Source organism: Gammaproteobacteria bacterium, assembly GCA_028817255.1.
GTDB lineage: Bacteria > Pseudomonadota > Gammaproteobacteria > Porifericomitales > Porifericomitaceae > Porifericomes > Porifericomes azotivorans.
The window spans coordinates 1-5,948 of the sequence record JAPPQA010000196.1 but is presented as its reverse complement, the minus strand read 5'-3'; the positions used below and the strand labels follow the sequence as shown (position 1 = coordinate 5,948).

General features: G+C 60.3%; 8 protein-coding genes. 5 read left to right on the top strand and 3 right to left on the bottom strand.

The annotated features are described in order from the left end of the window. Positions 1–1,041 (bottom strand): glycosyltransferase family A protein (locus OXU43_07905; GenBank protein MDD9825078.1); only part of this gene is annotated, 1,041 nt, incomplete at its 3' end. A gap of 161 nt (positions 1,042–1,202) precedes the next feature. Between OXU43_07905 and OXU43_07900 the strand changes: the two genes are divergently transcribed. The 3 genes from OXU43_07900 (at position 1,203) to OXU43_07890 (ending at position 2,498) form a co-directional block, all read left to right on the top strand. Further along, positions 1,203–1,508 (top strand): helix-turn-helix domain-containing protein, encoded by a 306-nt coding sequence (locus OXU43_07900; GenBank protein ID MDD9825077.1) that lies wholly within the window; start codon positions 1,203–1,205, stop codon positions 1,506–1,508. A gap of 35 nt (positions 1,509–1,543) precedes the next feature. Beyond that, the gene (locus OXU43_07895; GenBank protein MDD9825076.1) at positions 1,544–1,747 is read left to right on the top strand and encodes a hypothetical protein; all 204 of its coding nucleotides are present in this window, start codon (positions 1,544–1,546) and stop codon (positions 1,745–1,747) included. Between the two features lie 64 nt (positions 1,748–1,811). Further along, on the top strand, positions 1,812–2,498 hold the full coding sequence (locus tag OXU43_07890) for a hypothetical protein (protein ID MDD9825075.1): 687 nt from the start codon (positions 1,812–1,814) through the stop codon (positions 2,496–2,498). A gap of 723 nt (positions 2,499–3,221) precedes the next feature. Here the strand turns inward: OXU43_07890 and OXU43_07885 are convergent. After that, entirely contained in the window at positions 3,222–4,169 is a 948-nt protein-coding gene (locus OXU43_07885) for a DNA ligase (protein MDD9825074.1), read from the bottom strand. 101 nt (positions 4,170–4,270) lie between these two features. Next, positions 4,271–4,561, bottom strand: coding sequence for a hypothetical protein (locus OXU43_07880; protein MDD9825073.1), 291 nt, complete (start codon positions 4,559–4,561; stop codon positions 4,271–4,273). Between the two features lie 43 nt (positions 4,562–4,604). On the opposite strand from OXU43_07880, the gene OXU43_07875 reads away from it, so the two are divergent. Both OXU43_07875 and OXU43_07870 read left to right on the top strand, forming a co-directional pair. Beyond that, a complete protein-coding gene (locus tag OXU43_07875; GenBank protein MDD9825072.1) occupies positions 4,605–5,039 on the top strand; it encodes a GFA family protein in 435 nt (144 codons plus the stop codon). A 129-nt stretch (positions 5,040–5,168) separates the two neighbouring features. After that, a complete protein-coding gene (locus OXU43_07870) occupies positions 5,169–5,837 on the top strand; it encodes a YIP1 family protein (protein ID MDD9825071.1) in 669 nt (222 codons plus the stop codon). Positions 5,838–5,948: the final 111 nt, after the last annotated feature.

Below are 5,948 nucleotides of genomic sequence, written 5' to 3'. Positions count from 1 at the left end.
GTTGGCAAGCAGCGCCGCGGCGTGTCTCCATTGTCCATAAAAGGCCGCTTTCCAGGACAGCCACCGTAGCGCGCGCCGGGCCGCTTGCCTGCCGGGCGCGTCCGCGGCGAAGAAGCGCATGAGCGCGATCAACTCGGCCATGCGCTCGCCTTCTCCGCGCTTCAGAAGCCGCCGTCCGGCATTGCGGGCCATTTTCAGGCAGCGGAGGCGGGCATCGGCGGGCAACTCGGCGCACAGGGGTATGATCTCGTCCAGCGTCGCGCCGTTTTCGACCGGGTCCGTACTGCCATTTCTGCGGCGTTGCGCACTCAGCAGCGCGACACAATAATAACGCCAGCGCAACAACGGAGTTTTATTCTCCAGGTTGCTGCCCTTGCCGGAGTTGTAAACGCGGTACTGGTAAAGAGCATCGTTGAGCAAGGTGGCCCGGTAGCGTTCGGCGAAGCGCAGGGTGAAGTCGGTGTCCTCCGATATGCGGAAGAAAGGACGGAAGCCGCCGAGTGCGAGAAGAACCTTGCGTCGGATCATCATGTTCTGGCTCAGCAACAGGAAGCGGTCGGCAAGAGATGTGCCGGGGACCGGCAACTGCACCGGGGGAGGAGAAGGCGGTAAGATCTTCCTCGATTCGCCAATCCGGTTTATTTTACAGACGACCGCGGCGATTCCCGGATCGCGGTCCAGGGCATCCGCTTGCTTCTGGATTCGTTGCGGCAGGGATTCGTCGTCGTCGTCCTGGAAGGCGATATATTCCCCACGCGCTTCTTTCGCGCCGCGGTTGCGCGCCGCAGCGAGCCCGGCATTTTCCTGCCGAATGATTTTCACTCGCGGATCCTGCCGGGCAATGTCGGCGACGATTTGCGGCGAGGAATCGGTGGAGCCGTCGTCAACGACGATTAGCTCCAGGTCGCGCAGGCTTTGGTTGAGGATGCTCTGCGCCGCCGCCGCGACATAGTTTTCGCGGTTAAAGACGGTCATGACGACGGAGACCAGGGGCTTGGACCGATCTTGCGCGCCATGCTCTTTTGGGTTGTGGACGGTCATCGCAGGTTGTCGCTGTTGCGGACGCCGCCTGGGAGCCTGTCGGACTGGGGGCGGGCGCGGCGCATAAGTTGCCGATCATACAGTAATTCGCTGTAAAACCAAAGCAGTAATGTCCCCTTTTGCCGGATACGGAGGGGAGAAAGATGGGGGAATGGCTAACGATGAGCGGGCGCGAGGCGGATCGGCTGGGGGTAATCCAGGCGGTGGCGCGCCGCCAAATACGGCAGGCGCAGGCGGCCGTGCAGTTGGGATTGAGCGTGCGCCAGGTCAAGCGCTTGGTGCGAAGGTACCGGGAACGGGGGGCGGCGGGCCTGGTCTCGGCGCGTCGCGGCAAGCGCCCGGCCAATGCCATTCCCGAGACGGTGCGGGAGCGGGCGCTGGCGCTGGTTAGCGAGCGCTACCCGGATTTTTCGCCCACGCGGCGCATGTACAGGAGCTTTGCACCAGCTTGTGCAACTCTGCTATAGTCCCTAGAACCCGCTCACTACCGGAGGCCGTTGCCATGACAACCGAAAAAGATCTCACCTTCGCTCCCTCCCGCAGAACATTCAAGATTCATGTGGGCAAATATGGTGGAATCCGGGTGGACGCAGGCGAATTTTTTGCGGATCCGAAGGTGAAGAGGCAAGTCCAATTGATGAGAAAAACAAAACTTGCCGGAAAGAAACTCGATTTCAGGAGGATGAAAAGGGCGAAAAAAAATTGAAAAAACCAAAACTTGCCGGAAAGAAACCCGATTTTATCAAGACATAGCCTCCGGGAGAGTCAGGTTGGCCACTTCATTTGGAGACAGTTTTGTATTGGGAGTGTTGTCCGTATTGGCGAGTGGATACATCGTCTATGAGTCGCCTATTCGCTGCTGGTTCTGGCCAGGCAGGCATACTGGTTATGTTTTGTATTTTCGGATTATCACGGCCGGGCTTCTCATGTTGTTTGTGTCGTATGCGCTGTTCATCATCGCCCCTCCGTCTCTGCGCGACCTGTCTCTGGAGCCCGAGGATGTGTTGCTGGTGACGTTTCCACTGGCTCTTGTTTTGTACGCATTGGCTGTCGCAGTCGTGTATTGCAGCAGCTATGTTGATTCGCAATGGGCAGAAGAATTGAAAGACAGGGAATTGTCTGGTAAAGGGCTTGAACGATTCGTGTGGGGAAAAATAAGCCGCCGGGAAATGATCCTGATTACGCTGGACAGCAAGAAAGTCTATGCCGGCTGGCCGCTTGAAATTCCCGATGACGAGACCAAACAATGGCTTCGTTTCGCCCCGGAATGGAGCGGTTACAGGGATGATAAAAGCGCCACCATTCACATCGAAACCGACTACTCTGAGGTTTTCAACCAATCGCAGCTGGAAAAAAACCATATGCTTGTTCAAGTGGAAAAAATTGTCACCCTGCAGCCGTTTGATATTGATGCCTTTCAGCAATTTAATCTTGAAGAACTCCCCGAATCGAACTGAGCCCGTTTCAACCAGGCGGGTGTTTCAGGCCCCAAATCCGCGATTGGATGGCGAGGCAGGGGAGAGCGCTTCCTGAGGATGTAAGTGCGATAAGGCCTTCGCTACAATCGCGGCCTATTGGCTACCGCACCCAACAGGTGAAACGCATATGGGCGTCCTCTCGCATTCCCTTGAACTGCAAGGCGGCGGCAAAGCGGGGGCGACCGCACGAGCCGGCCAGATTCTGCTTCACGACGCCATGACCCACTCCATCCTCATGCGCCGGTTGTTGTGGAAGCCCATGTGCTGGCAGATGCGAACCGTGCGTTGGCGCTTTCAACAGATTGCGGGCGTGGTGGCTACCCATGCGCGCCGTTGGCGTCTGAAGGTCCCGGGTCGGTATCTGGCCTCCTTACGATTGTGGCGACGAACACTCTACGAGCAGCTTGCGTACTAGGAGCCTGTCGGACTGGGGGCGGGCGCGGCGCATAAGTTGCTGATTGTACAGTAATTCATTATTTTCGCCTGCAATCGCCACGCATCTTCTCCTCGCCATTCCTGCGAAAGCAGGAATCCAGTGCAAATTGAGCGCGGAACGCGCACATTGCGAGCTTGGCGGCCCGCTCCTGCCTTAAAAGGAGCGCGAAGCGCGCGCTTTATATGCTGGATTCCTGCTTTCGCAGGAATGGCGGAGAACGTTTTCGAGCGCTTGTGCAAACGGCTCAGACCCAGTCCGATAGGCTGCTAGGGCCCCGGTTCGTCTGCGCGCCGCCGCCAGAAGACGGGGAAACGCGGCACTCCGTTCGCGGTAAGCCCCTGGTGCCGGAAGGTGACGGTGCCGCCGAGCGGCGGCGGGTTTCTGCGCTGCGCGTCCGTAAAGCCGCTGCCGATGCGGAACCGCGTGCCGTTCTCCATCTCCACCGTAACGCTGCCCATCATGCCGCGGAACTTCCCCTTGCCCGGGTTGTGCGCGACGACCCGCGCCTCGGCATCGTCGAATTTCTTGAACTTCAACAAGTCGCCGGAGCGCCCGCCCCGGTAGAGAGAACTGCCCCGGCGCAGCATCAGCCCCTCGCCGCCGGCGGCGACCACCGCGTCCAGCCGCCGCGCAAGGGCGGCATGGTCGGCGATCTTTTCCTGCGCCACGACGGCCAGGTACGGGCTGTCGGCGGCGGCGGCCAGCGCCTGCAATTCCCGCAGCCGTTCGGCGAAGGGGAGGGCGGAGGCGGGCAGGTCGAAGACCATGTAGCGCACCTGCCGCCACCCATCGTGCGGCGCGCTGCGGGTGACCGCGGATGCCGTCTCCTCGAAGCGTCCCCTGCCCAGCCACAACTCGCCGTCCAGGGGCGCGGCGGGAAAAGCGGCGACGAACCAGGGCGGCGCGGCGAAGGCATTGCCGCCGCGGGAGACCAGCTTCTTACCGTCCCAGTAGGCGCGCACGCCGTCCAGTTTCTCGCTGACCCAGTAGTCGGCGAGGTCCAGGCCGCCGGCGTATTTCCCGGCGAGCGTAAGCTCCGGCGCGCCGCCGCCGGCGAGCGCCGACATGGCGGCGCAATACAGCGCCAGGGCCGCCAGGCCGCGGCCCTTTCTCCCTGCCGTCGGCGCGCCGTCATGCGCTGCGCCGCCCGGACGCCGTGCCGGGGCGCTGCGCCGTTTCTGCCTTGCCGGTCGGGTAAGAGGGTGCGGGTTCATCGTCAGACCTTCCATGTGTCATGCGAACGAAGCGTTGCGGGAGAGTGTAACCGAAAACCGCGGGCGCCGCCGATATTCTTTTTCCTCGATTGCGTAACGCCTTAATCCAGTACACGGCCCGACGGCCCCCGTGTTTTGTTGCTATACTGTCCGTTGTCGCTGCTTTCATAAATGCCATTCTCCCGGGCGCCATTCTCCGCGTAGCCAAAGTTTATCGCATATCGGTTTTTATGGCTGAACGACATCAATTCGGGCATCAATTCGGGCGTCAATCCGGGGCGGAAACGTTTCCTTTGGGTCGTGCCATGACGGTTGCGGCGCGAATGGTGCAGCTTTGGGCGCAGCTTTGGGCGCAGCGCGATGCGCCGCCCCCGGGCGGATATTCCCGCCATCGGCTTGCCTCCGGTATTGCGTCTTTGCAATGGCGCAGGAGCCATGGCTGTGTCTGATGTCGGCGTGCGGGGCAGTTGTCTTTGCGGGAGGGTGGGTTACGAGATCACGGGCAATCTCGGCATATTTCAGTATTGCCATTGTTCGCGTTGCAGAAAATTTACCGGCAGCGCTCATGCGTCGAATCTTTTCGTTTCCGCCAGCCAGTTCCGGTGGTTGCGAGGGGAAGCATTCGTGACCAGATACGAACCGGACGATGCCAAATATTTTGCCACGTCGTTTTGTAAAAAGTGCGGTTCGTCTCTGCCGTGGGCGGCAAAAATCGGCAGCACGACGATCGTTCCGGCGGGGACATTGGATGGCGATCCGGGGATCCGGCCCGGGCAAAACATATTCTGCGCATCGCAGGCGACATGGTACGTATCCGCCGGCGAATTGAAACGATACGACGGGTTGCCGACGAAACCCGCAAGCCGGTGATGCGGGGCGGGTCGCAAGGCTGGCCGCCGTCGGAATTCGGGGCGCCGCGCCGCGTAACCGGCGCCGGGCGTAGAACATGCCGAACATGCGATTCTTTTGGAGGGCGAGATGGGCGAGACGGAAGCATGGGTGCGGACTGAAGCGCAGGCGCTGAATCCCTGGATTTCCATGTGGACCAAGCCCAGGGCCACGATCCGGCAAATCGTTGCCGCCGACCCCAGGAGGCTGGTGCTGGCGTTGGCGGCAATCGTGGGGATTTCCGAGGGATTGGATGCATCGGCTAGGCACCTCGCCCGCGAGACCTTGGATGTGGCTGCCTTTTACAGTATTGCCCTGATCGTTGCGGGCATCGGCGCGATTTTTAGTATGATCGGCCTGTATATCTCCGCCGCATTCATACGCTGGACGGGGGTTTGGATCGGCGGCCGGGCGTCAAAGGTTTCTATTCGCGCCGCCATTGCTTGGTCCTTTGTGCCGATCATCTGGGTTGCGCCGCTTTCGTTTCTCACGGTGGTCCTGTTTGCAACCGTAGGGCAGGTATCCGGCGATGGCGCTTCCCCCCTGCTGGGCTTTTCCAGGGCCTTTTTCGTGGGAGTGGCCGGAGTGGCCGGGGTGACCGGATTCGTGGCGGAGCTATGGTCCTTTGTCCTATTGCTGAAAAGCCTGGGGGAGGTCCAGGGTTTTTCTGCCTGGAAGGCCTTGGGCAATCTCATGTTGTCGGCGCTGCTATTTCTGATCGTTATCGTTGTTGTGTCCTTCGTTGTGTACCTCGTGTACCTCGTGATTGAACGGGTTTAGCGCATATGAGGCAACTCGGGCGGCCTGTTGCAGGATGACGGGAAAAGCAGAATCATGCGCCCGCCGCTTGCATTACAACCAAGTGTCGTAATCGAAGTTTATGAGCGCCCC

Excerpts from the sequence above, each read along its gene's own strand:
- OXU43_07900 (MDD9825077.1), top strand. The coding sequence starts at position 1,203 with ATGAGCGGGCGCGAGGCGGATCGGCTGGGGGTAATCCAGGCGGTGGCG.
- OXU43_07895 (MDD9825076.1), top strand. The coding sequence starts at position 1,544 with ATGACAACCGAAAAAGATCTCACCTTCGCTCCCTCCCGCAGAACATTC.
- OXU43_07885 (MDD9825074.1), bottom strand. The coding sequence starts at position 4,169 with ATGAACCCGCACCCTCTTACCCGACCGGCAAGGCAGAAACGGCGCAGC.
- OXU43_07880 (MDD9825073.1), bottom strand. The coding sequence starts at position 4,561 with ATGGCGGGAATATCCGCCCGGGGGCGGCGCATCGCGCTGCGCCCAAAG.
- OXU43_07875 (MDD9825072.1), top strand. The coding sequence starts at position 4,605 with ATGGCTGTGTCTGATGTCGGCGTGCGGGGCAGTTGTCTTTGCGGGAGG.